Source organism: Rickettsiella endosymbiont of Xylota segnis, assembly GCF_964019545.1.
GTDB lineage: Bacteria > Pseudomonadota > Gammaproteobacteria > Diplorickettsiales > Diplorickettsiaceae > Aquirickettsiella.
This window is the reverse complement of sequence record NZ_OZ026451.1, coordinates 925001-950061: the sequence shown is the minus strand read 5'-3', so window position 1 is coordinate 950061 and position 25061 is coordinate 925001. Positions and strand designations below refer to the sequence as shown.

Annotated in this window: 31 protein-coding genes and 1 tRNA gene (1 of these 32 cut by a window edge); 29 read left to right on the top strand and 3 right to left on the bottom strand. The window is 37.6% G+C overall.

Going from position 1 to position 25061, the window contains the following annotated elements; genetic code table 11:
- Nucleotides 1-229: 229 nt before the first annotated feature.
- Nucleotides 230-565, bottom strand: a complete 336-nt coding sequence (locus AACL18_RS04375) for a hypothetical protein (RefSeq protein WP_339049549.1) — start codon at nt 563-565, stop codon at nt 230-232.
- 124 nt (nt 566-689) lie between these two features.
- Between AACL18_RS04375 and AACL18_RS04370 the strand changes: the two genes are divergently transcribed.
- From AACL18_RS04370 to cgtA, 12 genes are all read left to right on the top strand, one after another.
- The gene (locus AACL18_RS04370) at nt 690-1538 is read left to right on the top strand and encodes a Cro/CI family transcriptional regulator (protein ID WP_339049548.1); all 849 of its coding nucleotides are present in this window, start codon (nt 690-692) and stop codon (nt 1536-1538) included.
- An 82-nt stretch (nt 1539-1620) separates the two neighbouring features.
- Nucleotides 1621-2595: a hypothetical protein gene (locus AACL18_RS04365; protein ID WP_339049547.1), complete on the top strand. Its 975-nt coding sequence runs from the start codon at nt 1621-1623 to the stop codon at nt 2593-2595.
- Nucleotides 2592-3176 carry a DUF6475 domain-containing protein gene (locus AACL18_RS04360; RefSeq protein WP_339049546.1) on the top strand — a complete coding sequence of 195 codons (585 nt, stop codon included), beginning with the start codon at nt 2592-2594 and terminating at the stop codon, nt 3174-3176. Before AACL18_RS04365 ends, AACL18_RS04360 begins: the two co-directional genes overlap by 4 nt.
- A gap of 56 nt (nt 3177-3232) precedes the next feature.
- Nucleotides 3233-3430, top strand: a complete 198-nt coding sequence (locus AACL18_RS04355) for a hypothetical protein (protein WP_339049545.1) — start codon at nt 3233-3235, stop codon at nt 3428-3430.
- Between the two features lie 165 nt (nt 3431-3595).
- On the top strand, nt 3596-3799 hold the full coding sequence (locus AACL18_RS04350; protein WP_339049544.1) for a hypothetical protein: 204 nt from the start codon (nt 3596-3598) through the stop codon (nt 3797-3799).
- Between the two features lie 674 nt (nt 3800-4473).
- Nucleotides 4474-4629: a hypothetical protein gene (locus tag AACL18_RS04345; RefSeq protein WP_339049543.1), complete on the top strand. Its 156-nt coding sequence runs from the start codon at nt 4474-4476 to the stop codon at nt 4627-4629.
- A gap of 65 nt (nt 4630-4694) precedes the next feature.
- Nucleotides 4695-5135, top strand: coding sequence for a hypothetical protein (locus tag AACL18_RS04340; RefSeq protein ID WP_339049542.1), 441 nt, complete (start codon nt 4695-4697; stop codon nt 5133-5135).
- Between the two features lie 447 nt (nt 5136-5582).
- Nucleotides 5583-5852, top strand: a complete 270-nt coding sequence (locus AACL18_RS04335; RefSeq protein ID WP_339049541.1) for a MepB family protein — start codon at nt 5583-5585, stop codon at nt 5850-5852.
- Between the two features lie 87 nt (nt 5853-5939).
- Nucleotides 5940-6015, top strand: a tRNA-Asn gene (locus AACL18_RS04330).
- 57 nt (nt 6016-6072) lie between these two features.
- Nucleotides 6073-6378 (top strand): 50S ribosomal protein L21, encoded by a 306-nt coding sequence (gene rplU, locus AACL18_RS04325; protein ID WP_339049540.1) that lies wholly within the window; start codon nt 6073-6075, stop codon nt 6376-6378.
- A gap of 12 nt (nt 6379-6390) precedes the next feature.
- Complete coding sequence (gene rpmA / locus AACL18_RS04320; protein ID WP_339049539.1) at nt 6391-6672, top strand: 50S ribosomal protein L27; 282 nt, start codon at nt 6391-6393, stop codon at nt 6670-6672.
- 55 nt (nt 6673-6727) lie between these two features.
- A complete protein-coding gene (gene cgtA, locus AACL18_RS04315) occupies nt 6728-7741 on the top strand; it encodes an Obg family GTPase CgtA (RefSeq protein ID WP_339049538.1) in 1014 nt (337 codons plus the stop codon).
- Here the strand turns inward: cgtA and AACL18_RS04310 are convergent.
- The gene (locus tag AACL18_RS04310) at nt 7738-8049 is read right to left on the bottom strand and encodes an HU family DNA-binding protein (RefSeq protein ID WP_339049537.1); all 312 of its coding nucleotides are present in this window, start codon (nt 8047-8049) and stop codon (nt 7738-7740) included. The two genes, cgtA and AACL18_RS04310, sit on opposite strands and share 4 nt — an antisense overlap.
- A gap of 35 nt (nt 8050-8084) precedes the next feature.
- Here AACL18_RS04310 and AACL18_RS04305 point away from each other — a divergent pair, with 35 nt between their 5' ends.
- Both AACL18_RS04305 and hda read left to right on the top strand, forming a co-directional pair.
- Nucleotides 8085-8684, top strand: a complete 600-nt coding sequence (locus AACL18_RS04305) for a CDP-alcohol phosphatidyltransferase family protein (protein ID WP_339049536.1) — start codon at nt 8085-8087, stop codon at nt 8682-8684.
- Complete coding sequence (hda, locus tag AACL18_RS04300; RefSeq protein WP_339049535.1) at nt 8678-9373, top strand: DnaA regulatory inactivator Hda; 696 nt, start codon at nt 8678-8680, stop codon at nt 9371-9373. Before AACL18_RS04305 ends, hda begins: the two co-directional genes overlap by 7 nt.
- A gap of 22 nt (nt 9374-9395) precedes the next feature.
- Here the strand turns inward: hda and wrbA are convergent, their stop codons facing one another.
- A complete protein-coding gene (gene wrbA, locus AACL18_RS04295) occupies nt 9396-9986 on the bottom strand; it encodes an NAD(P)H:quinone oxidoreductase (RefSeq protein WP_339049534.1) in 591 nt (196 codons plus the stop codon).
- 320 nt (nt 9987-10306) lie between these two features.
- Here wrbA and rpsB point away from each other — a divergent pair, with 320 nt between their 5' ends.
- From rpsB to lpxB, 15 genes are all read left to right on the top strand, one after another.
- The gene (gene rpsB / locus AACL18_RS04290) at nt 10307-11095 is read left to right on the top strand and encodes a 30S ribosomal protein S2 (protein ID WP_339049533.1); all 789 of its coding nucleotides are present in this window, start codon (nt 10307-10309) and stop codon (nt 11093-11095) included.
- 4 nt (nt 11096-11099) lie between these two features.
- Complete coding sequence (gene tsf, locus AACL18_RS04285) at nt 11100-11999, top strand: translation elongation factor Ts (protein ID WP_339049532.1); 900 nt, start codon at nt 11100-11102, stop codon at nt 11997-11999.
- Between the two features lie 174 nt (nt 12000-12173).
- Nucleotides 12174-13520 (top strand): hypothetical protein, encoded by a 1347-nt coding sequence (locus AACL18_RS04280; RefSeq protein WP_339049530.1) that lies wholly within the window; start codon nt 12174-12176, stop codon nt 13518-13520.
- A 257-nt stretch (nt 13521-13777) separates the two neighbouring features.
- Entirely contained in the window at nt 13778-15022 is a 1245-nt protein-coding gene (locus AACL18_RS04275; protein WP_339049529.1) for a hypothetical protein, read from the top strand.
- A gap of 93 nt (nt 15023-15115) precedes the next feature.
- Entirely contained in the window at nt 15116-15847 is a 732-nt protein-coding gene (pyrH, locus tag AACL18_RS04270; protein ID WP_422395902.1) for a UMP kinase, read from the top strand.
- A complete protein-coding gene (frr, locus tag AACL18_RS04265; RefSeq protein ID WP_339049526.1) occupies nt 15844-16404 on the top strand; it encodes a ribosome recycling factor in 561 nt (186 codons plus the stop codon). Before pyrH ends, frr begins: the two co-directional genes overlap by 4 nt.
- 12 nt (nt 16405-16416) lie before the next feature.
- Nucleotides 16417-17169 carry an isoprenyl transferase gene (locus AACL18_RS04260; protein WP_339049525.1) on the top strand — a complete coding sequence of 251 codons (753 nt, stop codon included), beginning with the start codon at nt 16417-16419 and terminating at the stop codon, nt 17167-17169.
- Nucleotides 17162-17965 carry a phosphatidate cytidylyltransferase gene (locus AACL18_RS04255; RefSeq protein WP_339049524.1) on the top strand — a complete coding sequence of 268 codons (804 nt, stop codon included), beginning with the start codon at nt 17162-17164 and terminating at the stop codon, nt 17963-17965. Before AACL18_RS04260 ends, AACL18_RS04255 begins: the two co-directional genes overlap by 8 nt.
- Nucleotides 17962-19185, top strand: coding sequence for a 1-deoxy-D-xylulose-5-phosphate reductoisomerase (ispC, locus tag AACL18_RS04250; RefSeq protein ID WP_339049523.1), 1224 nt, complete (start codon nt 17962-17964; stop codon nt 19183-19185). Before AACL18_RS04255 ends, ispC begins: the two co-directional genes overlap by 4 nt.
- Nucleotides 19186-19383: 198 nt before the next feature.
- Nucleotides 19384-21735, top strand: a complete 2352-nt coding sequence (gene bamA, locus AACL18_RS04245) for an outer membrane protein assembly factor BamA (protein ID WP_339049522.1) — start codon at nt 19384-19386, stop codon at nt 21733-21735.
- Between the two features lie 25 nt (nt 21736-21760).
- Nucleotides 21761-22270, top strand: a complete 510-nt coding sequence (locus AACL18_RS04240; protein WP_339049521.1) for an OmpH family outer membrane protein — start codon at nt 21761-21763, stop codon at nt 22268-22270.
- Between the two features lie 144 nt (nt 22271-22414).
- Nucleotides 22415-23455: a UDP-3-O-(3-hydroxymyristoyl)glucosamine N-acyltransferase gene (gene lpxD, locus AACL18_RS04235; protein WP_339049520.1), complete on the top strand. Its 1041-nt coding sequence runs from the start codon at nt 22415-22417 to the stop codon at nt 23453-23455.
- Nucleotides 23456-23495: 40 nt separating this feature from the next.
- On the top strand, nt 23496-23939 hold the full coding sequence (gene fabZ, locus AACL18_RS04230; RefSeq protein ID WP_339049519.1) for a 3-hydroxyacyl-ACP dehydratase FabZ: 444 nt from the start codon (nt 23496-23498) through the stop codon (nt 23937-23939).
- A 1-nt stretch (nt 23940) separates the two neighbouring features.
- Complete coding sequence (gene lpxA / locus AACL18_RS04225; RefSeq protein ID WP_339049518.1) at nt 23941-24714, top strand: acyl-ACP--UDP-N-acetylglucosamine O-acyltransferase; 774 nt, start codon at nt 23941-23943, stop codon at nt 24712-24714.
- Nucleotides 24698-25061 carry the 5' portion of a lipid-A-disaccharide synthase gene (gene lpxB / locus AACL18_RS04220; protein ID WP_339049517.1) on the top strand. Its footprint extends 800 nt past the window's final position, so the window shows 364 of its 1164 coding nt (coding positions 1-364); it begins with the start codon at nt 24698-24700; its stop codon lies off the right edge, out of view. The genes lpxA and lpxB overlap by 17 nt, the downstream gene beginning before the upstream one ends.

Genomic DNA, 25061 nt, shown 5'->3' with positions numbered 1-25061 from the left:
AGTTAAATTATCGATGAGAGATGAAGAGTGCAAAGTGTGAAGTTGGGGGCCTAATATTAGTCATATTATAAGAAATTTTTGGACATGATGGAAAATTTCATGAGTATAGTGATCCACTGGATTATTGTAATCCAACTCTGTTGATTAATTCTATTTTGTAGCTAGTCTACGCTATAAGTTAATCGTAGTTTGTAAATTTTAAGTAATTAATAATGCTTGTTTTGCAAATTTATGGAAGTGTAATACATGACTTTCTTATCGAAAGGTGATCAACTAACTGTTGAAATTCTTTATCAGTTGTTTTTTTTGTAAATTTAGATAATTTTTTTCCTCTTAGTAATATTTTAGTTGCATGACCTTGCCAGTGCATTGTTTGTTGTGCATGTTGACCTTTATGTTTCTTAAATTCATCTGCCCATTGATCAAGATCCAAACGATCAAAGGCAATTCCTTGTTGGCCAATTTTTAATGTAATTAAGAATGGTCTGACTTCATTATTAAATCGATTTCTATCCATGCCTAAATATTTTGGTGCGTCGCGTAAGCGAATTAAACGGGGTTGCATAACGGTTCCTAGTTGTTACTTAGTATTCATTTTATTTGCAGTAGGATACGCAATGATAAAGTAAAAAAATTTAATTTGTATTGTTTAGACTTTTTGTAGAACCAAAAAATAAGGATGTAAGTTCATGCAAGAGGCAATGTTAGATAAAGCCATTTATAGTTTAGGTTCAGTCAAGCATATGGCAAAAAAATTAGGTATTCATCGTGAACATGTGTATGCCTGGATTAAGGGTGTAAGCAAAATACCTTTAGAATATGCTTTACAAATAGAGTATTTAACCGGTGGAGAAATTAATTGGAAAGATTTAGTGCCGTTTCATATTGTACAGCGTTTAAAGCATTTAACCTTACAATTGCCAAAGTTTGATTTACCCCCTTGTGAACTGGTCTATGTCGCCTTAGAGCGCATCACAGCGAAAAAAAATACTTTGTTAATTTCTCAGGACGATAAATTAATTCCACTGCATAAGCATCGCTCAATTTGTGTGGATGAACGAAACATATTGATTTTTGGAGAAAAAACTTTTTATCTATATAAATATTATAACAAAAAAACCATACCGGCATGGCGTGTTTCTTTGATGGAATTGGCCAATGGCCATTATTCTAGTGAGTTATTTATCAAAAATTTTCTGATCAGTGAGCGGGTTGATATAGGCATTGCTTTAGAAAAATTTTTAGGAAGTCGACAAGGCTTTCGCACGGACCTAGCTAAAAATTCACTGCACCCGAGTGAAAAAGATTCTAAAAAAACTCGACTTATGAATAAAGCTGCACAAGTTACATTGCAAAAAAGTATGACGTTACGACAGTTGATTGCTAATCGATTAGGTTTTGGTAGTCATTTTACTTATCAGAATGCCAAGAAAATAAAATTGTTTGCTAATGTCGAATTAATTGAAAAAGTTGATCAACGAATAATAAGCATTTCTAAAGCCAAGAAATTAAGTTCAGTTTTAGCTGAAAAAAAATAGGGTCAAGAAAATTGCCTGAATAAAACACAAATTAATGCTATATCGATCAATTCTCAGTTGGTTTTATTAAATAAGGAAAATTATGCGTTATCGAATGTTAGATGTCAGAATTTGGTGTGATAAAAAATTTCGTTCCTTAACACCGCTTAAACCCAGTGGCCAGGCTTTATTTCTTTATCTGTTAAGTAATCCGCATACCACCTCAATTCCAGGTCTTTATCGGGCGGGTGCTGGTGCGATGGCGGAAGAGTTAGCATGGTCATTGTTAGGATTTCAGCGTGCATTAAAAGAAGTCATAGCGCAAGGCTTGGTAAAAGCAGATTTAAAAGCACGCGTTATTTTTATCCCTAATGCGATTAAATATAATAAACCACAATCTCCGAATGTCGTTCGAAGCTGGGCAGTACATTGGGACGAAATTCCTGAGTGCGCACTGAAAAATGAAGCATATTATAAATTAGAGGCATTCATTCAAGGTTTAGGTAAAGCTTTTGCATTAGCCTTTAGCGAAACCTTGCGGCCATCTGGCATTAAGGACATTAAAAAGGCATGTTTTAAGCCTTGTTCTAATCAGGAACAAGAACAACAACAGGAACAGGAACAGGAACAGGAAGAAGGGAAAGAACCTCAATTTCTTAAAGAGTACGTGGTTAACTTAGCGACTGAGCCAGCAGTTGCAGCGAAGACAGAGTATTTATTAACCATACCGCTTGAAAACAATGCTGTTTATCAGGTAACACAGGGAGAATTTGCAGAATGGCAGCGTATTTATAGCGAAATTGATGTTTTTCAAGAATTACACAAACTGGTCAGTTGGAATGAGATAAACCCCAATAAGCGTAAACAACGTAAACATATTTTAAGGCATATTCATTCGTGGTTGACAAAGGAGCAACATCAAAAATTAAAGTTTTCTTCTTCACGTCATGCATTTCCAATAACTTTTGATCATAACTTACAAATAGCTAAAAAATGGCTAACCCTTTCTTCAGAATCTGACAAACACGCTGATGGGTCAAATGATTTGTTATCTGTAAATGGAAAAAAATGTATATGACCCTTCAGGATCAGGAAAAATTTACACAAGGATTGATGGTTTTGGCTGAAGTTTATAATCGAAAGCTTTCTTCCTTGTTATTACATACCTATTGGAATTGTTTGAAAAAATATTCTTACGCTGTATTTGAAGAGACTTTATGGGACTTTTTAAAAAATCCAATTTATGCCAAAAAAAATTTTCCCAGCCCTGCAGATTGGATAAAAGCGATTGAAGGAGATATCGAAAGCAAAAGTTTAGCTGCTTGGACAGAAGTCATAACGGCCATTCGTCAAGTGGGTCATTATGAAAGTGTACTATTCATCGATGCATTGATTCACGATGTAATTCAAGATATGGGCGGATGGATTTTTTTATGTCAACAACCAGAACGCGAATTAATTTTTTTACAAAAAGAATTTGAGCGTCGTTATCGAAATAATGTTGCATTAAAAAAATTAACTACAGCACCCGTGTATTTAACAGGACATATTGAACAACAAAATTCATTAAATGGTTTTACAGAATATATTCCTAAACCAAGGAGTATAAAGTATTTGGATAAGTATAAAGATCATTTAGTTAGTAAAAGAGATAAATAAAAAAGATCACGTTATAAATTTATTTTTTATAATTTTCTATATTTAAGGAGAAAAATATGAGCCAATGTTCGAAATGTTCTAAAGTACGTAAATTTTTATCGTTATTAATTAATTGTTTTCCGTTTGTAAGGGGATTTCGATTACGAAAAAAAATAAAGCATAAAAGATTGAAAATGCAACGGTGTTTACCAAAAGATGAACCTAAGCATTTTAGACGCTATATTTTGCAATCAGGAACGATACGTCGATTATAAAATAACGAGTTAGTAAGCCTGATTTGTAATTTTTTATACTGAAAATTTTTTAAGTTACACTCAAAAATTAAATTAATTTATAACAAATAATTAAATAATTAAATAATTAAATAATTAAATCATTAAATTTTTTTATTCATTAAAATTTATATAAGGAAATCTGCGATGAAGTGTTTAAATCCATGTTGTGAATATGCCAAAACACGTGTTATTAATTCACGTAAAACTGAGGAGGGAAAAAAAATATTACGGAGAAGACATTGTCCTAAATGTAATAAACGCTATACCTCGATTGAGGTTCTTGCTTATTTTGGTTATCCCAATGCACAAAAAAGAGCTTCGTTAAATCTTTTGCTGATGACGTATTAATTGGAGTGTTTTCTTACAGCTTCAGATAAATATAAAACCAAGGATTTTTTTTTTTTTGAATTAAAAAAAATTCTTGGAATATTTTTTTATAATGTTGTAGTACTTTATGCAAATAAATGACAGGCATCTACCGTTAATGTATTTGCATACCTTGTTATTTAATTTCGTATTAAAAAATATTAAAATACCATTTTCAGATTCACCTTTTGAAAAATCATAATAAAAATAGGCTAAACCAATTAAAAAGTTTTGTGTGGGTTGATAGTCTAAACCTACATCCAAAGTATATTTCCATGAGTTCTTAGAGTTATTACTAAAACCAGGAGAAATACGCGACGCGGAAAATTCGGTTTGTTGGACAGAGGAATCGCACCAGGATTATAATCATTGAAAATTGAGTTTTTTTATGGAACCTATTAGCTTGTTACCTTTTGTCGCAAGTGCTTGGCAGGTAATTCTGGTCGGCAAACGATTTGTCATGGAATGATTCCATCCGATGCGAGTTCGCCAACTAAACGTGAGCCTCTTTTTAATAAAGGGAGTGTAAAAGCTTGCTATTTAAAGGATATGTACTTATGAATTAGTTGATTAACTTCGGTAATAACGATTAAATTATATTACTTCTTTCTGAGGGATACTCTTTTTTTTAATTAAAAATCAAAGAGAGAAAGAGTATGATTTATACTTTATCTAAAACAGATAAAAAAGAACCAGGTGCTACCGAAGCCATTTTCTTTACTGAAGCTAATTTTAAAGGGGATGCGTATATCGCTTATGTCGGCTATGAAGTGGATTTCGGAAAAGGTTTAAAAGATCCCCTGATTCTTTAAATGATCATCTGCACTCTGTTAAAATCGGTAACCTCTGTAAATTAGATCTTTATGAGGATTATGGTTTGCTAGGCGATAATATTTCAGTTCCAGCGAATAGTGATTTAGCGCACATTCCCTTAGGGCTTACTTCCTTCAAGGTTGAACTTGATTTGGATGGAAATATTAAGGATGAGCTGACCCAATGTGAATTAGATAAAATTAATTACGAAAAAAGCGTAGAAGAATGTGCATTAGAAAGAAAAGAATTAAAAGATAAGCTTAAAGATCTTGAGAGTCAGTTAAAACAAAACAATGAAAAATTGGATCTCTCTGAGAAAAAAGGTAAGGAATTAAAAGACGAACTCGACAAAAAGAAGCTGGAAGATGAGGTCAAGAAGGTCAAAGATAAGTTGGATGATTGTGAAAAGCAAGGTAAAGAATTAAAAGAACAATTAGATAAGTCTGAACAGCAGAAGAGTGAGCTTAAAAATAAGCTTGATGAATATGAGAAAAAAATAATTTAATGATCTAAACTATACACGGGTATATTCAGCTAACAGTTTCAATGCTAAATAAACCAATATTTTGGAAATTAATACGATGTTAGCTTTCTAAACCTGTGTACCTTTCATATTCTCAATACTATCCTAAAGAAAGGTTGAGCATTCAGTGAAATTATTAATAAGAATAGAGAAGTTACCATGGATTCACTTTAACACCTTCAGAAGCCTTGCAAACTAAAATGAACTTGACGCGCAAAATTCGCATCATGACTTTTATGAGCATTGCATTGAGTTGGATAAGCTATTGTTTTAATAGAATTTTAACTGTAGCAAAGACGACTGAGTGCTTGATTAACAGTCATTTACTTGCTGTCTTTCGGTTCTATCTAAAATAGGTCAGTTTGTTACGCTATATAATGAAAGTGTAGGTACAAGCTATTAACCTATGAAGCAATAGATCCTTTTGATTTGTTAGTTATTAGCACACGTCATGGTGCGCTTTTTGGTCAATTTGTTATACCCAAGTCAGTGTTAGTGCAGCAAGGTATCCTTTATAAAGCTGGTCAAGGAGGCAAACGCGTATTGCGAGTATATCCTCCTTGGGATCCGACCTCTAGTCGACAAACGCAAAATACGCAACATTGGCAGCTAGGCTATTTTTTAGAGATACCGCACAATAAAACCACTCGATCGGGTGCGGGCACAGAGGCTATATCAACAAAAATAAAGCGTAACTAAAATGGTAAAATTGTAGAAATAAATTTATTTCAGCTCTTGACCCATGCTACCTCTGCTATTACTATAAGCGGCCTTAACGGCTTAAATTCCCCGATAGCTCAGCTGGTAGAGCAAATGACTGTTAATCATTGGGTCACAGGTTCGAGTCCTGTTCGGGGAGCCAGCATCATTAAAGAATTTTGTAACTAGATCCTGCATGTAAGTTTCATTGGAGAGTAGAATGTACGCAGTTATTTCCACTGGTGGAAAACAATATAAAGTCGCTAAAGACGAAGTGATTAAGCTAGAAAAGCTAACGGCAGAGGTTAACTCTATTGTTGAATTTCCAGTATTACTGTTGGCTAACGAAACCGATATTAAAGTGGGAGCACCTCTTTTAACGGATTCAAAAGTTAAAGCGCGTGTTGTAGAGCACGGTCGTGGTGATAAAATTACTATTATTAAGTTTCGACGCCGTAAACATCATAGAAAGCAGATGGGTCACCGGCAGCATTATACAGCGGTTCAAATTACCGAGATTTTATAGGGGTATTTCACCATGGCACACAAGAAAGCGGGTGGTAGTACCCGTAATGGTCGCGATTCACACTCAAAACGTTTAGGTGTAAAACACTTCGGTGGTGAATCGGTTAAACCAGGCAATATTATTATCCGTCAACGCGGTACACATTATCATCCAGGTAATAATGTTGGTATTGGCAAGGATCACACCTTATACGCTTTAGTGCAAGGCGTAGTTAAGTTTGCTCGTAAAGGAGCTAAACTCAGATGTTATGTGAATGTGGTTCCTGTATTAACCGAATCGGCTGAACACGTTTAAAATCAAATCGTTTTTTAATAGTTTTTAATGGTTACCCCGCTCAGCGGGGTTTTTTATGAAATTTTTAGATGAAGTTGAGATACTAGTAGAAGCAGGAAAGGGCGGAGCGGGCTGCGTTAGTTTTCGTCGCGAAAAATTTATCCCCTTAGGCGGTCCAGATGGCGGCGATGGGGGTGATGGGGGCAGCGTCTATTTAAAAGCCAGTACCAATCTCAATACACTGATCGATTTCCATTATAACCGTCTTTATAAAGCGGCACGGGGCGAAAATGGCAAAGGCAGTGATTGCGCAGGAAAAAAGGGCGCTGATCTTATTTTAGATGTGCCTATCGGCACCGAAGTCTTTGATGCGGATACACAAGAGTTGATAGGCGATCTAACTTCCAAAGAGCAAATGCAGTGTGTCGCAAAAGGCGGTTGGCATGGTTTAGGTAATGCACGATTTAAAAGCAGTACCAATCGTAGTCCGCGTCAATTTACACCGGGTCATCCCGGCGAAACGCGTCGTTTAAAACTTTCTTTAAAATTATTGGCTGACGTAGGTCTCGTAGGTTTACCTAACGCTGGAAAATCCAGTCTGATACGTTCAGTATCGGCGGCGACGCCTAAAGTAGCGGACTATCCATTTACTACCTTGCAGCCACATTTAGGTGTGGTGCGCTTGGAAGCAGGACGTAGCTTTGTGATGGCGGATGTCCCTGGATTGATTACCGGTGCTGCCGAAGGTTTAGGTTTAGGCATAAATTTTCTTAAGCATCTGGATCGTACGCGTCTATTACTGCATATATTGGATATCCGACCCGTAGATGGGAGCGATCCATTAAAAAATATGACTTTGATTGAAAATGAGCTGATAAAATACAGTCCTGAATTAGCCGCAAAACCCAGGTGGTTAGTATTAAATAAAATAGATTTACTCTCTAATGAGGAGTTACAGGAGTTTGTTCAATCGATAAAGACCCAAGTTCCAGCACAGGTACCGATATTTGAAATTTCGGCTTTACAGCGTGTCGGGACGCAAGCATTATGTTATGCTCTTGGAGATTTTTTGGAACAAATCGAGCATTAATCAGCAGAATTTATTTCAGTCTGAAGAGTAGGCTTGTTAACACAATATTTGAGTGTTTTACCCATTTTAAAATGGATACGATACTTTTCAGGAGCTAAAAAGTGTTCACCGGTTTTTGGGTTAAAAGCAGAACGTGCTGCATTATAATGAGGTGAAAAACTTCCAAAGCCACGTATTTCTATGCGACGACCCTGATATAATGTTTGTTCCAACAGTTGGATTAAGTGCTCCACACTTTTCTTAACAGTAGCTGCTTGAAGTTGAGGGAACCTTAGTATGAGTTGGTTAATGAGTTCTGGTTTCAGCATGGATCACCTATGATTAGTTTGATTAAGCCAAAAAAATGATGCAATTACAACTACGGCATCTGCCTAATTTAATTACCTGCATTCGCTTTATCCTAATAGGCCCTATTTTATGGGCCTTATTGACAAAGTGCTATACCCTAGCTTTTTATTTGTTTGTGATAGCGGGTTTGAGTGATGGCTTAGACGGTTTGTTAGCACGTTTTTTTGATTGGACGACTCCGTTGGGTGCTTTATTGGATCCTTTGGCCGATAAACTGTTACTCATGGGTAGTTTTGTTGTGCTGGCTTATCTGCAACAAATTCCCTGTTGGTTAACCATTATGGTGATAGGTCGCGATATCTGGATTATGGGCGGTGCTTTACTTTATCGTTATTGGGTCGGCCCTCTAGATTACAAACCGGTTTGGATTAGTAAATTAAATACTTTTTTTCAGTTGGTATTAGTGAGTTTACTTATTATTAAATTAGCTTTTTTTGATATCCCTGCCGAATTAATTCCACGTATTATAGAAGCGGTCTTTGTTACCACCTTGTTGAGTTTTATTCAATATACGTGGATGTGGTTTTGGCAAGCGGCTTATTATTTAAAGTTAGCGAGTAAAAAATTAACGGCTAAGAATCAAAAGCAATGTTGACACAATTAATTTTGCCAATTCAACCCCCTGATGCATGCTGCTTTGAAAATTTTTATATCGGTCAAAATGCTATTTTATTAAATAGCTTACGACATTTTTCTCGAAAAATAGGTGAGTCCTATATTTATATTTGGGGCAACTCCGGTGCCGGTTGTACGCATTTATTGCAAGCTTGCTGTCATGAGGCGCAACAACAAGGTTTTTCTGTCGCTTATTTACCTTTAAATACATTAAAAAAAAATAATAGCAGCGAGATATTGCGCGGTTTAGAATCAGTGGATATGGTTTGTATCGATGACCTTGAAAGTGTTGTTGAAGATAGTATTTGGCAAGAGTCATTATTTCATTTCTATAATCGTTTGCAAGAACAGACGCGCTATTTACTTATTGCAGCTAAAAATGTTCCTAATCAATTAAATTTATCATTACCTGATTTAGTTTCACGTCTTTCTAGTGGTGTTTTATTTCAAGTACGCGAATTAAATGATGCCGAAAGACTCATTGCATTACAACAGCGTGCTGGCTTAAGAGGCTTGGAACTTTCCGAGGAAGTAGGTCAATTTTTATTGCTTCGTCTTCCGCGCGATTCGCAAGCGCTTTTTTCTGCGTTGGCACAACTTGATAAAGCAAGTCTAAGTTTACAACGTAAATTAACGATTCCCTTAGTGAAAATTATTTTAAATCTTTAAACCTCAGTTGAGTGTTCGAAGCTTAATGTAATTTCAAAGCAATACGCGCTAAGCGCTTACCCAAGGCAAGACAAAGACGTTTTTCTTCGTCGCTCAGCGGATTTTTGCTTTCTTTACCGGCCATATGCGTGGGTCCATAAGGCGTGCCGCCCGTTTGCGTGGTACTTAAATCGGATTCTGTATAGGGGACGCCAACGACAATCATGCCGAGATGAATCATGGGTAGCATCATACTCAATAACGTGGTTTCTTGGCCGCCATGTAGACTAGAGGTCGAAGAAAAAAAACCAACCGGTTTATCGACGAGTTCGCCTGAAAACCATAGACCACTTAGGCTATCGATAAAATGCTTTAAAGGTGCGGCCATATTACCAAAACGTGTTGGACTGCCTAAGGCGATGCCGATAGCGTCGCGAACATCCTCGTGTGTGGCGTAAGGAGGGCCAGCGGATGGGACTTTCTCTTCCACGGCTTCAGTCACCGTTGAAATATTTGGAACGGTACGAATTCTTACTTCCACAGCGGCGATAGACTCTATGCCTCTTGCGACTTGTTGGGCCATTTTTGCTACCGCGCCATAGCGGCTGTAATAAAGTACTAATACATAGGGCATAGATTGCCTCCTTCTGATACTCTTCGCACTTGAATTTTTGTCTGTGTTGGCACTCAATTCGCAATCCTCATGTATCTTGAATACATTCCGGTTGCTTTATTCTCGCACCGCCTTGCCAAAAATCCATTGCTGTGAGTATTAACCCAGCAATGTCGGGCTTGATGTTGATGCAACAAGTCATTCTATGGTATAAAACACCGCGCTGAAAAGCGTTATTTCACACACCTATTTATTTAAGCGTTATTTGAGGGTGGCTATTTTTAAAGATAGTCTTCAAATAATACTAGGTGGAGGTTTAACCCAATTGGAGATTATATACAGTGTCAGCAACAGCAACATTAAGACAATTATTTGAAGCAGGTGTGCATTTTGGCCATCGTACGTGTTTTCGCGAGCCAAAAATGGCGCCTTATATCTACGGTGTGCGTAATGGAATTAGCATCATCGATCTAGAAAAAACCCGAGAATATATTACCGAAGCGCTGAATTATATTGCGAAAATAGCGGCTCGGCCGGGTAGTAAAATCTTATTTGTCGGGACAAAGCGTGCCGCACAGGATTTAGTTAAAGAACAAGCATTACGCTGCGGTATGCCTTATGTTAACCATCGTTGGTTAGGTGGGTTGTTAACGAATTATCGTACCATCCGTCAGTCCATTAAACGACTTAAAGAATTAGAAGCGCAAAGCCAAGATGGTAGCTTTAACCAGTTGACTAAAAAGGAAGCGCTGAATTTACAGCGACAAATGGATAAATTGGAACGAGGTTTAGGCGGTATTAAAGATATGAGCGGTTTACCGGACGCCTTATTTGTGATTGATAGAGGCTATGAGCATATTGCTATTTGTGAAGCACAAAAGCTAAAGATACCGGTCATCAGTATTATTGATACCAATCATTCACCCGAAGGTATTGATTATATCATTCCAGGTAATGATGATGCGGCACGTGCGATTACACTGTATACGCAGATGGTTGCGGATACTATTTTAGAAGCACGCGCGGCTGCAAAAAAACCAAGCGACTTAACACGTACTGAAGTAGAAAAAGCCGAAACTCAAGAACCTGCAGCGGAACCGACTAACTCTACGCAAGGGAAAGAGGAATAAGCACATGACGTCAACAATAATAACGGCCGCTATGGTTCAGGCTTTACGTGCTCGAACCGGCGCTGGCATGATGGATTGTAAAAAAGCATTAGAGTCCGTAGGGGGTGATCTGGATGCAGCGGCTGAAGCGATGCGTAAATCAGGTCAAATTCAAGCTGAAAAGAAATCAGGACGTATTGCCGCTGAAGGTTTAATAATTATTAAATCTAAAGGGGTGACAGGGCCTGCTATTATTTTAGAAGTTAATTGCGAGACGGATTTTGTCGCGCGCGATGAAAATTTCAAACAGTTTGCCGAGAAAACGGCACAATGCGCACTGGATCATCAGATTGCTCATCTTGAGTCGCTGTTAGCCTTTACGTTTGCGGATAGCGGCGAAACAGTAGAAAAAACCCGTGAATCACTCGTCGCTAAACTAGGTGAAAACATTCAAATAAGACGTTTACAGCTCGTTGGCGTACAAACCGATACCCTCCTCGGATCGTATGTGCATATGGGCCGTATCGGCGCTATTGTGCAATTAAAAGGTGGCGACGAACAACTGGCTAAAGATTTAGCCTTACATATTATTGCTAATAATCCAGTGGTAATTTCGGCTGATGATATTGCTGAACAAATTCTGGCGAAAGAGCGAGAAATTATTATGGCGCAATCGCAAGGCACTGGTAAACCGCAAGCCGTTATCGATAAGATGGTAGAAGGGCGACTGAATAAATTTCGTGATGAAATGAGTTTATTAGGTCAAGCATTTGTAAAAGATCCGAACGTACGTGTCGGACAGTTATTAAAAAACGCAGGAGCGGAGATCATAAGTTTTGTGCGATTTGCCGTCGGTGAAGGGGTAGAAAAACCAACTGAAGATTTCGCAGAAGCGGTGATGGCGCAAGTTAAGAGTTCTTCTTAAACTTCTATTGACCCAACACTGACTTCTAAAGTCAGGGTTGGGTATCCACTTTAAATTAATTATTCATTCTTTCTTTTTATTATTCTGTAAAAAATTCGCTTGATTGTTACTAAAAAAAAATGCTTTAATTTTTATAAACATCGGTTATTTTATAGAGAAAAAAAGGAATTAAGTATGCCTAACAATAATATTAATAATATTATTTCTCAAAAACAAATAAGAAAAGCCATCCGTTTTCGAGTGGCTGCCGCGCAAGGAAATCTGCTGGATGTTCAAAAGTATTGTGATGCCTATACATTAAATAGTCGGGATGCAAAAGATAATACCGCTTTACATTTAGCCTCCGAAAAGGGTCATAATGAAATTATACAGTTTCTTTTTCAACAGCCCCGAATAAATTTTCATCCACTCAATGCTGAGGATAAAAAAGCGGTCGATCTGATTAATCAGCGATCAACTGCCAAACTTTGGCAAGAATTGTTAGTAACAGAAAAGAATTTGGTACAAGCATCGGTATTACGTCAAAAATACCTACTTAAGAAAAGCTATGATTTTATTTTGAATAACGAAAATAATGCTAATGAATCGTTTACGCTTGAAGATTTATCGCGAATTAATCTTTATGTTAAACAAACGTTAATTTATGGCGCACCGGATTGGAAACAAGAAAAATTTCCTCATCAGCAAGCAACCTGTGCATCATTATGGAAAAAAAAGCAAGCGGATTATTATCGTATTGATATATTACAAGATCTTCTTTGTACTATAGAAAATGAGCTTACAGAAATTTCGCTCGACTTTATTATGCGTTTACTTATTATTCGAATCATCCATAGCTCTCTAGCAGAAGTGCTGCAAGTTGGTCGTTGTTATGAGTATATAGCGGTAGCATTTGATCAATTGCTCATTTATGGTAAAAAGGCTTATTTAACTTGGATACAGGCCGAAAACTTAAAATGGCAACCAACTGAAAGCTTAAAAATTACCCGAAGCCACAGTTTTATTATTTTAGATAAAGTGGGTGGGGAGAAACCTGAAACGTGGGAAAGTGGTTTATTGATGGATCCGCTGGACGATAAAATAGCGTCTCTAAAAGAATGTTCACCTCAGTTAATGGAAAGTTTAACGAGAATTATCAATCAACCCGACAGAGAACAAATTCAATTATATACTAACTTAATATCAAGTTTACCTTTAGAAGGAAAACAACACGCGCAGATTGCGGAAAATTTAGAAAGGCTAAGGACTTTGTTAAAAGGGTACTTTGATTTAAATTGGCATCTTTATTGGCCTGAGATGAAAAAAAACTACCCGTCTGTAAAAGAAAGAATGGTAAAAACTTGGCTAGAAAAGCTTTGGGATGTCTTAGCAAAAAAAGTCGACATCCATGCTGCAATGGCAGATAAAATGCATCTTTATGAAGTGCAAGATAGTCTCACTCGTCTGGAGCAACGTTTCGAAATTGTAAGCTCTGCAGAAATCTTAGCCTGCGGTTTAAATAAGCAGATGAAAATCAGGTAAAATGCATTCTAAAATGATACCGTTTAATTTTGAGCAATTTCAATAACCTCTACAATCAGTGCGCGTAGTTTTGGATAAAAATTTCATCTACGATCAACATTGGCTTAAATAAAACCCAATGTTGTATCTGTTTGAAATAAAAAGGATTGCTTAATTTTTTTAATTATTCTTTGCAAAAATTACTTGATTATTACTAAAAAAAAATGCTTTAATTTTTAATATATTAGAATTTTTGCAAGGAAAAAATAAAATTATTTATGTTTAAGGAAATTATTTCTCAGGAACAAAAAAGAAAAGCAATTAATTTTCGAGTCGCCGTTGTAAAAGGAGATTTGGAGAGTGCTCAAAGCTATTGTGATGCGTATACATTAAATTCTGTAGATGCTAAAGGCAATACCGCTTTACATTTAGCTTGTGAAAAGAGCAAAAAAGAAATACTAGCGTTTCTTTTTGAACAAGATCAAATTGACCTCCATAAAGAAAATAGTGAGGGTAAAAAACCGTTAGAATTAGTAAAAAATTTATCGGTAGATTTTATAAAAAACTTTGACTTAAAACCAAGCTTAAGAAACCTAATCTTTCTAGAAATGATCAACGCGATTGTTAAACAAAAAATAGTTTTTGGTGCGCCTAATTGGCAACAATTTAATTTTCCCAAACAAAAACCTAGCCAAGCCAGTGAATGGAAACTTGATGATGCCAACTTTTATCGGATTGATGTGTTACAAGAAATAATGTGTTTAACAGAAAAGATTCTTAAGAAGATTATAAAAGATTTAAAAGCATTTAATATTATTTTTCGGATTATCCATGCGAGTTTAGCAGAGGCTTTTCAAGTGGGTCGATGTGATGAACAGGTTGCAGTTGCTTTTAATCAGTTTTTGCTTAGCGAAGAAGAAATCAACTTAGAATGGTTTCAGGCAATTATTCCAAATGAGCCAGGAGGGCAGAATTTTCTTGTTTTAGATAGAAATCTACAGTTTTTAGAATGTGATGCTAAACCCAATGAAGAGCAAGAAGCTTGGCAAGAAGGTTGGGTGCTCGATCCAATGGATAGGCGGGTTGATAAAATTAATAAGATAACGGCCTCGGAATTGATGGGTCATTTAGCTAGGATAATCTCTGCGTCTAATATTGAAAAAATTAAACTACAGCATTCTCTAGCGATGAAATTACCTTTAAAGGTTAAACATCATGAAGTTTTAATGACTAAATTGAAGCTAATCAGAAATATATTAAATGACTTATTTATGAAAAACTGGGATCAAACTTGGAAAGAAGAAATAAATGCTGCTTTAATTAAGGAACATAAAATTGGTAACTCTCTTAGTTGCCAGATAGAAACACAAGCAAAAATTTGGATAAATCAATTTTTTAATATCCTAAATGTTAAAATTCAAGCACATCAACTAAAAGCTCAGTTAGCCGTGCACGATGAAGGTGCGGAAGCCGGTGCAAATGCTGAATTTATTCGAAAAGTTCAGAGTTTGAGATTAAACTAAATTTATTTTTTCTATTCTTAGATCAGGCATTTGGGCTAGAATCAGCGCGCTGCATAGGTTATTATTCCTTCTCTTTAAACTTGTTATTTTATGATGGCACATCCATTAAAGTATCGACGTGTTTTGCTTAAACTCAGTGGGGAAGCGCTCCATGGAGAATCTTCGCGAATGCTGGATCCCATAGCGCTTAACCGTATTGTATCTGACATAGTTGCTGCGGCAGATTTAGGCGTGCAAATAGGCATCGTGATTGGTGGTGGTAATATTTTTCGTGGAGAAGTATTAGCACGTAGCGGTATTGATAGAATTACCGGTGATCAAATGGGGATGTTGGGTACGGTGATCAATGCATTGGCATTGCGCGATTCCCTTGAACAACACAAAAAAATAGCCAAAATTATGTCAGCAATTCCTATCGGTGGTTTCGCCCCTCTGTTTGAACGTTACAAGGCGATACGTTATCTAGAAAAAGGATACATCGTTATCTTCGCGGGCGGCACAGGAAATCCCTTGGTCAGTACAGATTCTGCCGCGAGTTTACGTGGCGTAGAGATTGGTGCTGAATTATTGCTTAAAGCAACGCATGTTGATGGTATATACAATGCCGATCCCAAAAAAGATCCAAAAGCTGTGTTATATTCCCAGGTGAGCTATGAAAAAGCCTTGGAACAAGAACTCGGTATCATGGATTTAGGTGCATTTACACAATGTCGCGATCATGATTTACCCATACTTGTCTTTAATATTAAATGCAAAAATGCATTAGTTGATATTCTACAAGGCAAAAGTAAAGGTACATTAGTGAGTAAGAGGAATTTAGTATGATAGGACCGATAAAACTAACAACTGAACAAGGTATGCAAAAAGCATTGGAAGCTTTAAAAGTTAACTTAGCTAAGTTACGAACGGGCAGGGCGCATCCGAGTTTATTAGAGCAATTACGTATTCCCCAATACGGTGGAAAAGAAGTCCCTTTGAATCATGTGGCGAGTATTACTGTCGCCGATGCACGAACCTTATTGGTTACACCTTGGGAAAAATCGTCAATTACTTCCATCGAAAAAGCAATTATTCAATCTAATTTAGGTTTAAACCCTGTAACAGCAGGCAATGTTATTCGTGTTCCATTAGCAATGCTAACCGAAGAACGTCGGCGCGATATGAGTAAGTTAGTCAAACAAGAAGCTGAGGATGCCCGTGTATCCATCCGAAATTATCGTCAAGATGCCAATCAACAATTTAAAGAATTGATTAAGAAAAAGCTCATCACTGAAGATGAAGAACGTCGCGCTAAGGATATGATACAAAAAATGACTGATCAAAATATCGCAGAAGTAGAAAAAATAGCAAAGACCAAAGAAGAAGAGTTAATGCAAATTTAATCTCACCATTCTATGTCAATTCCAGACAATGTTCATGCATTAAAACGGCCACGCCATATCGCTATCATTATGGATGGAAATGGTCGTTGGGCGAAACGTCGTCATTTACCACGGATGCTAGGTCACCAAGAAGGGGTGAAAGCTGTTCGTAAGGTAATTAAACTCTGTGGCGAAATGAAGATTGAAGCGCTTACCTTATTTGCCTTTAGTAGTGAAAACTGGCAGCGCCCTGAACAAGAAGTTAATTATTTAATGACGCTTTTTCTAAACACCTTGAAAAACGAAATCGATAAATTAACTAAGAACAACGTGCAGTTAAGAATGGTAGGTAATTTGGAAGGTTTTAATCAACCACTACGTGAATGGATCGATAAATCTCAGACTTTAACGGCTAAAAATACCGGTCTGCAATTGGTAATTGCCGTGAATTATAGTGGTCAGTGGGATATTGTTCAGGCCGCTCAGAGAATTATGAATCAAGTTAAGTCAGGCAAGCTCGAGACTGAAATATTAACGCGAGAAATATTTGCTGAGTATTTAAGCTTAGCGGATCTGCCAGCGGTCGATCTGTTAATTCGGACCAGTGGTGAATATCGAATCAGTAATTTTTTGCTCTGGCAGTTGGCTTATACTGAATTGTATTTTACCGATGTCTTATGGCCTGATTTTGATGAACACGAGCTGAATAAAGCGTTACAGTTTTATACGCAACGAGAAAGGCGATTTGGATGCATTAGTGAGCAACTCGCGGAAATAAATGCTTAAACTTAGAATTTTAACAGCACTGATATTGATTCCTTTAGTTATCATTGGAATTTTTTATACATCGGAATTTTATTTTAAACTGATTACAGCGGTTATCATGTTACTGGCTGCTTGGGAATGGGCACGTTTGAGTGCTTACAAGGATCTGGCGCAGCGATTTTTATATGTAGGTGTGCAAGCGGCGATTTTATTTCTCATTTTATCTTATCTAAGCTATGACTGGATTTTGAAGGGTGGTTTACTTTTTTGGTTACTATTAAGTGTTTATCTAATTTGGGCGCGTAGTCAATCCAAATTACCGAAAATAAGTCCAGCTATCAGTGCTGGCTTAGGTTGGTTAATCATTAGCTTATGTTGGGTGGCCTTACAAAAACTGCAGCTGACACCGGTTTATTTAATGTTTGTGTTACTGATTATTTGGTTATCCGATACAGCAGCGTATGTCAGTGGTCGTCTATGGGGGCGGCATCTTTTAGCGCCGACCTTGAGCCCAAAAAAAACCTGGGAAGGTTTTATTATCGGATTATTGTTTACTTTTTTTTCGGCAATGCTAATGCTCTATTTTTTCCAAGGAATGAAGCCAACGTTGAGTCAAATGTGGTTATTGGTATTATTGACGAGTTTAGCAGCGGTAGCAGGAGATTTATTTGAAAGCCAATTAAAACGACTGCGAGGTTTAAAAGATAGTGGTCAATTGTTGCCTGGCCATGGTGGAATTTTGGATCGAATAGATAGTTTACTGGCTGCAGCTCCTGTGTATGCAGGATCTTTATTACTACTAGGTTTAGTCACATGAAATCTTTAACTATTTTAGGTGCAACCGGATCTATTGGTGTTAATACCTTGGATGTTGTCAGTAAACATCCCACGCGTTTCAATGTGATCGCTTTAACGGCACACTACAATATCGATTTATTATTTCAACAATGTCTAAAATTTAACCCTACTTATGCTGTAGTGGGCAGTGAAAACCTAAGTGAACACCTTCAGCAACGTTTGCGCGCGGAATCTGTAAAAACGAAAGTATTATTTGGAGGGGATGCCTTAGCTTTTGTTGCGAATCTCGATGAGGTTGATACCGTGATGGCCGCTATCGTAGGTGCAGCAGGTTTATTACCTACGTTAGCTGCCATTAAAGCTAAGAAGCAAGTACTCCTTGCAAATAAAGAAGCTTTAGTCATGGCAGGTCCTTTATTCATAGAAGAAGCGCAACGCGCGCAAATTACTTTAATACCTGTAGATAGTGAACATAATGCTATTTTTCAATGTTTACATGGACAAGTTGTATGTGATAATCCCTGTAAAAATCTGGCAAAAATTATTTTAACTGCATCGGGCGGTGCACTACGCCATAAATCTCTAGCACAATTGCAAGCAACGACACCCGCACAGGCCTGTCAACATCCGAATTGGCGTATGGGACGCAAAATTAGCGTTGATTCGGCGACGCTCATGAATAAGGGCTTTGAAGTCATAGAAGCTTATTTTTTGTTTGGTTTAGGGTTGGATCAAATTGAAGTGGTGTTACATCCGCAGAGTATTGTGCATTCCCTAGTAGAATACGTGGATGGATCAATTTTAGCGCAATTAGGTAGCCCTGATATGCGTATTCCTATCTCCTATGCTTTGGCTTTTCCAGAGCGAATTAATAATTCTGCAGCGGCTTTAAATTTATTAAAAGTAGCACGTCTAGATTTTTTAGCGATTGATGAAAAACGCTATCCGTGTTTAAACTTAGCTTATCAAGCATTACGTATTGGCGGGACAGCGACAACGATCCTGAATGCCGCGAATGAAATTGCTGTACAAGCGTTTTTAGATGGCAAAATCTATTTTACTGATATTGCTAAGCTCAATCAGGATGTATTGGAAAAACTTCATTCCCGACCTGTTTCTAATCTCAGTGTTATTTTGGAGGATGATAATTTAGCTCGTGAGATTGCTAAAGAGATGATTTTAAAGCATTATAGCGCGAGAGTAACGAAAATGGTGAGAAGAGAATCCATTATCCGTTAGAATATGCATATAAAAGCACAGTTTAGTTCTTTGGCAAACTTTTTATAGACTCACAGTAATGGGTTTTTTGGCGACCGCCGTGTCCATGCAGCAATCTGGTCTATACAATAACCATGAAAATTGTGAATTGAGCGGACAACGCAGACAAAAATTCAAATGCGAAGAGTAATGTCTTTTTTTGGCTAAAAAATAACGATTATGTTGCGACTTTTATTGAGAATTTTTTTAGTAGGATCATTATCCATCATTTTTTTTCTTGCTCTGCCTGCGCAAGCTTTTACTGTTAACCGGATTCAAATTGATGGTCTACAAGGTATCAGTCGTGATACCGTGCTTAGTTATTTACCGGTTAGAACCGGTCAGTCTTTTCAGTCCTATCAATCGTCTGCTGTTATCGATGCGCTGTATGCAACTGGATTTTTTAGTGATGTCACTTTAGAAGAGCAATCAAATGCTTTAATTATAAAAGTGGTGGAAAGACCGACCATTAGTGAAGTGGATATCACCGGTAATAAAGAAATTCCTAAAGATAAGCTAAAACAAATTGTAAAAAAAATTGGTTTAGTTCGCGGTCGGTTATTTGATAAAGCCACTTTAGATCGTTTTGTTGCACAACTACGTACACAATATGACAATATGGGGAAATATTCTGCGCGGGTAACACCCATCGTTACGCCGTTGCCTAATAATCGCGTTTCGGTGCGACTTCTTATTTCAGAGGGCCTTACCGTAGAAATTGCCGATATCTCTATCATAGGTAATCATGTTTTTAGTGAAAGAAAGTTGCGTGGCGCCTTACCCATCGGCACACACCATTTTTGGTCATTTTTCACCAATAGTGATCAATATAGTCAAGATCGATTATCAGCTAGTTTAGATGCGCTACAATCTTATTATATGGATCGGGGTTATCTTAAATTTAAAGTCGATTCTACACAGGCTAGCTTAACTCCCGATAGAAAACATGTTTATCTTATTATCCATATTACCGAAGGGCCGATATACAAACTCAGCGGTTATCAATTCACAGGAAGCGCAATTGTTTCGCAAACTAAATTACACCAGCTTTTAGTTCCTTTACAATCGGGTCAGATATTTTCGCGTGAAAAAATTGTAGCCGCAGAGCAGGGTATTAAAAAAGCGCTAGGCGATTTTGGTTATCTATTTGCGACCGTCAATACCGCACCGCAAATAGATGAAGAAAACAAAACTGTTTTTTTAACTTTTTATGTTGATCCAGGTAATCGAGTTTATGCACGACACATCAATATATCCGGTAATCTAAAAACACAAGATTTGGTATTCCGACGTTTGTTACGTCAACAAGAAGCGAGTGTGGTTTCGGAAGCCGATATGAAAACGTCTATAAGACAACTTGCTCTCAGCGGCTATCTTGAAGGGGAGCCACAAATAACGCCGGTTCCTATTGCTGGATATACCGATCAAGTTGATCTCGATGTTAATGTCAATGAAGCACATGCGGCACAAGCTTTATTTAGTTTAGGTTATGGTACTAACGGACCTGTGGTGGGTGCATCCCTGAATCAAAATAACGTTTTCGGAACCGGTAATCAATTAGCTTTAAATTTCAATAATACCCGTGCGGCAACTGTTTATAGTATTAGCTACAACAATCCTTATTACACCCTAGATGGTATACAACGTGGATATGATTTATTCTATCAACGATCAACTCCAAGTGATTTGAATACCACGACCTATAACACCAACACCTATGGCGGTGATCTTCATTATAGTATCCCTTTTGATGAGCGTGGGGATAGTTTGTTGATACAAGGTGGCTTACAAAAAATACAGCTGAATTTGCCTCCGACTGTTCAACAATCACTCGAAGTACAACAATTTGTTGCACAGCACGGTGTACAATTTAATCAGTTTTTATTCACATTGGGTTGGTCACGAAATAGCTTCGATCGATTGATATTTCCTACAAGTGGAATCTTACAAAATGCCACTGTCCAACTTGCTTTACCTGTTGGCGGCCGACCCCTATATTATTATAAAGCGAATTACTCAGGAACAGGTTATTTGCCTTTCAAACATAATTTTATTCTGCAAAGTCGTTTAAGCTTAGGTTATGGTAATGGATTTGCTTCAACTTCAGGATTGCCTTTCTTCACCAATTATTACGCGGGTGGTATCGGTATCGATGGCCAAGTAAGAGGCTACGAAATTAGTACTCTAGGCCCTAGAGATACCAACGGCAATTCTCTGGGGGGTAATGTGATGACAGTCGGAAGCTTGGCTTTAATTGTACCGAACCCAGTATCTGATAAATTAAGAACCAGTATCTTCGTCGATGCGGGTAATACTTATTCTACGTTAGGCATCACCCGAAAGACCCCCCCACCGCCTGTTGTTAGGGGGGGTAGCGGCTCAGGACCACTGCGCTATTCCGCCGGAATAGATGTAGATTGGCGAGTTCCGGTTTTTAATGTAACATTAAGCTTTAGCATAGCCAAGGCTATGAACCCTCAACCTGGCGATCAAACCCAAGTTTTCCAGTTTAATATTGGAACAGGTTTTTAATTTTAGCTTATTTAAGGAGCTGATAATGAACAAAATTTGCTTAGTATCTATCGTGACATTTATGGCAGGTCTATTGACTTTGCCGGTTCATGCCGACGAGTTAAAATTAGCGGTTGTTGATATGCAAGTAATATTACAAAAGGCTCCACAGATTTCCAAAATCAATGATGCTTTAACACGACAATTTAAAGGTCGACAAGATAGTATTGTTAAAGCACAAAACGAATTACAGAAAGAAGCTTCTAATTTGCAAAAAAATGCTGCTGTTATGAAAGCAGAAGAGCGTAATAATCTAGAAAATAAGCTCATGACGGATCGTAATAATGTGAATTCCATGATAGCTTCATTTCAAAAAGATTTATCTAAGCAGCAAAGTGCATCATTACACAATTTTAGTCAGCAACTAGATGGTCTGGTGAGTAAAGTAGCTGCGCAATCAGGTTATGATTTAGTCATTCAAAAAGGCAGCACTTTATATGCTAAAAATAATCTTGATATTACGCAACAAATATTAGATGCATTAAAAAGAGCTTAATACTCTTCGCACAAAATAACCCGTCATGGCGAGATTGAAACGTTAGTGGGGACGTGGCCATCTACTTAGATTGCCGCGCACCTACGTTGTTCGCAATGACGAAAAATTCTTTACTATAGGCTGAAACAAAAAATAGAGTTAGACATGCCGCGTCAATATTCATTACAAGAAATTGCCCATTTAATCGATGCTGATCTGAAAGGTGATCCGGCTTGTTCGATCAGCGGCATTATGACTTTGCAAAATGCACAGCCGGGACAAATTTCTTTTTTAGATAATAAACGTTATCTAAAATATCTTACGACTACGCAAGCCTCAGCGGTTATTCTGCGTGCAGAATGTTTGAAACATGCCCCGAATAATGCCTTAGTGGTCGCCGATCCTTACCTTGCTTTTGCTAAAATTGCTAAATTATTTGAACCGGTATCAGCATTTAGTCCCGGAATTCATGCAACGGCTATCATTGGTGAAGATTGTTATATTCACCCTAGTGTCAGCATCGCCCCGTACGTTGTAATAGGCGCTAACACGCGTTTAGATGAAGGTGTTGTGATAGGCGCTGCGTGTGTGATTGGCAATAATGTCATCATCGGTGCCAATACACGTTTAACGTCGCTTGTCAGTGTGTGTGCAGATACGCGAATAGGCGAACGAGTGATTATTCACAATGGAACTGTTATTGGTAGTGATGGTTTTGGTTTAGCCAAAGAAAATAATAAATGGCTTAAGATTCCTCAATTAGGAAAAGTACAAGTCGGTGATGATGTTGAAATCGGAGCGAATGTCAGTATTGATCGTGGCGCGCTGGATGATACGATCATTGGTGATGGTGTAAAGTTAGATAACCAAATACAAGTAGGTCATAACGTTAGGATTGGTGAAAATACTGCTATTGCAGGATGCACCGGTATTGCTGGAAGTACACATATCGGTAAAAACTGTATGATTGGTGGAGGAGTCTGTATCAACGGACATATAGAAATTGTGGATAATGTGTATATTACCGGTATGTCGAGTGTAGTACATTCTATCAGTAACCCTGGAATTTACTCTTCAACACATTCAACCCAACCGCAGCGTGAATGGCAAAAAAATAGCATACGATTTCGTCAACTGGATCAATTGGCGAAAAGATTGAAAAAAACGGAAGCATTAGTTAATAATAAATCGATCGATAATGATTAAAAATCAGTAAAAACAGAAAAAATATACTTAGGTAAGCACTATGAACGACGTTATGGATATCCAAGAAATACTATCTTATTTACCGCAGCGTTATCCTATTTTAATGATCGACAAAGTCATTTCAATAGTACCCGGAAAATCGATAGTGGCTATAAAAAATGTAACTGTGAATGAACCTTATTTTTTAGGTCATTTTCCTGGTAATCCGATTATGCCAGGTGTACTTATTTTAGAAACAATGGCGCAGGCGACAGGTATTCTTGCTTTACATGCGAATAGAGAAAATAAAGAAGGTTTTTTATATCTTTTTGCAGGTATTGATGATGCACGTTTTAAACGACCCGTAGTTCCGGGGGACCAGTTGTTAATAGAAGCTGAGGTTATCAAGGTAAAAGGTAATATATGGAAATGCAAAGTCACTGCTAAAGTAGACAACGAGCTAGCTTGTGAAGCAACGCTGATGGGCGCTGGGAGAAAGTGCTAAAATGATAGATGCGCTGGCTATTGTAGATCCCGCTGCTAAGTTAGATTCTGATGTGAGTATAGGGCCTTGGAGTATTATTGGACCTGATGTAGAGATAGGCCCTGGTACTGTTATTGGTTCGCATGTCGTAGTGAAAGGCCCCACGCGTTTGGGTGCGCATAACAAAATTTACTCTTTTTCTTCTGTCGGTGATGATCCGCAGGATAAAAAATATCAAGGTGAAAAAACTTATCTAGAAATTGGCGATCATAATGTCATTCGCGAATATTGCACGATTAATCGTGGAACCGCTCAAGATAAAAGCTTAACTAAAATTGGGCACCACAATCTTTTCATGGTCGGTTCTCATATTGCGCATGATTGTGTCATTGGTGACCATGCTATTTTTGTTAATAACGTGGCTTTAGCGGGTCATGTTACCATCGGAAATTATGCCATTTTGGGTGCTTACAGTGCGGTGCATCAATTTTGCCATATTGGTGATCATAGCTTTATTGCCGCTTCAAGTATGGTACGCCAAAATGTATTACCTTATATTTTAGTAGAAGGTGGACATGAAGCGCGCGTTTGCGGTCTCAACAAAGAAGGCCTAAGAAGAAGTGGTTTCAGCGAGGAAGCGATTAGTGTTTTACGCTGCGCATACAAGTTAATTTTTCGTAAAAATTTAACGGTTGAACAAGCTTTAGAAAAATTAAAGCCTTTAGAGCTCAATTCTCCTCAGGTAAAACTCATGGCATCAGCACTTAAAAATTCTGAACGTGGCATCATTCGTTAAACTTCCACTTCGTATTGGCATCGTGGTTGGCGAAACTTCGGGCGATTTGCTGGCTGCCGATCTGTGCAAGGAATTAAAACGCAGACAAATCCCATTTAGTGTTTCAGGAATTGCTGGACCAGAACTACAGCAACAAGGCGTCCGTTCTTTATTTCCTATGGAACGCTTGTCGGTTATGGGTTTAGGTGAAATCCTGAAGCAATTGCCGCAACTACTGCGTTGTCGTCGAGAAATCACTGAATATTTTATCGCGCATCCGCCGGATGTATTTATAGGTGTTGATGCACCCGAATTTAATCTCGATTTAGAAAAAAAATTAAAAAAGCATGGTATACCCACCCTACACT